At 60.7% G+C, this 1,368-nt stretch carries 3 protein-coding genes; 1 reads left to right on the top strand and 2 read right to left on the bottom strand.

From position 1 onward, the window contains the following. Positions 1–196 precede the first annotated feature (196 nt). Positions 197–496 (top strand): hypothetical protein, encoded by a 300-nt coding sequence (locus AC1DSN_RS22680; RefSeq protein WP_063573271.1) that lies wholly within the window; start codon positions 197–199, stop codon positions 494–496. 68 nt (positions 497–564) lie between these two features. On the opposite strand, the gene AC1DSN_RS22685 is transcribed toward AC1DSN_RS22680, so the two are convergent. Together AC1DSN_RS22685 and AC1DSN_RS22690 are read right to left on the bottom strand one after the other, a co-directional pair. Then, positions 565–789, bottom strand: a complete 225-nt coding sequence (locus AC1DSN_RS22685; protein ID WP_477298400.1) for an RNA-binding S4 domain-containing protein — start codon at positions 787–789, stop codon at positions 565–567. A 32-nt stretch (positions 790–821) separates the two neighbouring features. Beyond that, a partial coding sequence (locus tag AC1DSN_RS22690; RefSeq protein WP_477333095.1) for an MBL fold metallo-hydrolase occupies positions 822–1,368 on the bottom strand: 547 nt, incomplete at its 5' end.

Raw genomic sequence — 1,368 nt, forward strand, 5'->3', positions numbered from 1 at the left:
GTCCCACGCCGTCACTTAACGGATGCTAATTTTCACCTGAACGAACGCCTAGGAAATGCTGCGTTGCAAGAGCAACGTTCATCGAAAAAGGGATAGCGTCTGCATCACGTACTTAGTCCGGGTCACCGGTGAGCGATGCCTACGCGCCGGGTATCGCAATGTTCCTATCGGCGCCACAAGTTCCRGGAGCTACGTCATGCGCAACACGAAACTGATCCTCGCGATGCTGGTTGGTTGTACGGTGATGGGCAGCGCGGCCTTCGCCCAGGATGCTGCCCAAAAAGCGGACAAGAGCGCCACGCCCACGCAGACGAGCAGCGATTCGATGAAGTCGGGCGATTCCTCGATGAAGTCGGACGATTCAATGAAGTCCGGCGATTCGATGAAGTCCGGTACGTCCGACGGCACCATGAAGTCGACCCACAAGAAGACGCACAAGAAGGCTGCCACGGGTGACACGGCGGCTCCGGCCAAGTCGTCCTCGTCGGGCATGTAATCTCACGCGCATGAACGAAAAAACCCGGCGCTGCGAAGCGCCGGGTTTTTTTGTGCGTGCCGCTGGGTTCAGTCGACTTCGGGCAATACGCTGATCTCTTCTTCACCGAACTTCACCACTTGACCGGCACGTACCTTGTGCGTCTTGCGCAATTCGACGACACCGTCGACCGTCACCAGGCCATCGGCGACGAAACGCTTGCCTTGACCACCGCTCTCGGCGAGACCGGCGAGCTTCAGCAGCAGGTTGAGTTCGACATACTCGCCTTCGAGGCGGAATTCATGAAACGACATGGCGGGCGGCTTTCGGATGATCGGGTCTGCCATTAGAGCRCAATTCGGCCACCAATGTTGAGGAGCATGAAGTCCTCCTCCGTCAGGCCCGCCTCCGCCAGTGCCTCGCCGAGCAGCTGCGGCGGCTCATCCAGCTGGTCATCGGCCAGTTCGAACACGCCCCAATGGATCGCGATGGAGCGCTTGCAGCCGATCTCCTGGTGCAATTGGACCGCCTGTGCGGGGTCGACGTGCTGCCCCTGCATGAACCAGCGAGGCGCATAAGCGCCAATGGGAATGGCGGCAAGGTCGATCGGACCGGCCCGCCGACCGATCTCGGCGAGCTTGTCGGAATAGCCCGTGTCGCCCGCGAACCAGAAACGGAAGCGCTGATGGTTCATGACCCAGCCACCCCAGAGCGAGCGATTACGATCCCACAGCGTTCGCGCACTCCAGTGACGCGCCGGTACGAAGGTGAACATGGCACCCCGAACCTCGGTGCTCGCCCACCAGTCCAGCTCTCGGACGTTGCCGATGCCCGCCTTGTCGAACCAGCGCTTCAACCCTAGCGGTACGAGGAAAACGGCCTGAGGGAAACGC

The sequence above is a fragment of the Luteibacter sp. P4_D7_3 genome, assembly GCF_056401735.1.

Excerpts from the sequence above, each read along its gene's own strand:
- AC1DSN_RS22685 (WP_477298400.1), bottom strand. The coding sequence starts at position 789 with ATGTCGTTTCATGAATTCCGCCTCGAAGGCGAGTATGTCGAACTCAAC.
- AC1DSN_RS22680 (WP_063573271.1), top strand. The coding sequence starts at position 197 with ATGCGCAACACGAAACTGATCCTCGCGATGCTGGTTGGTTGTACGGTG.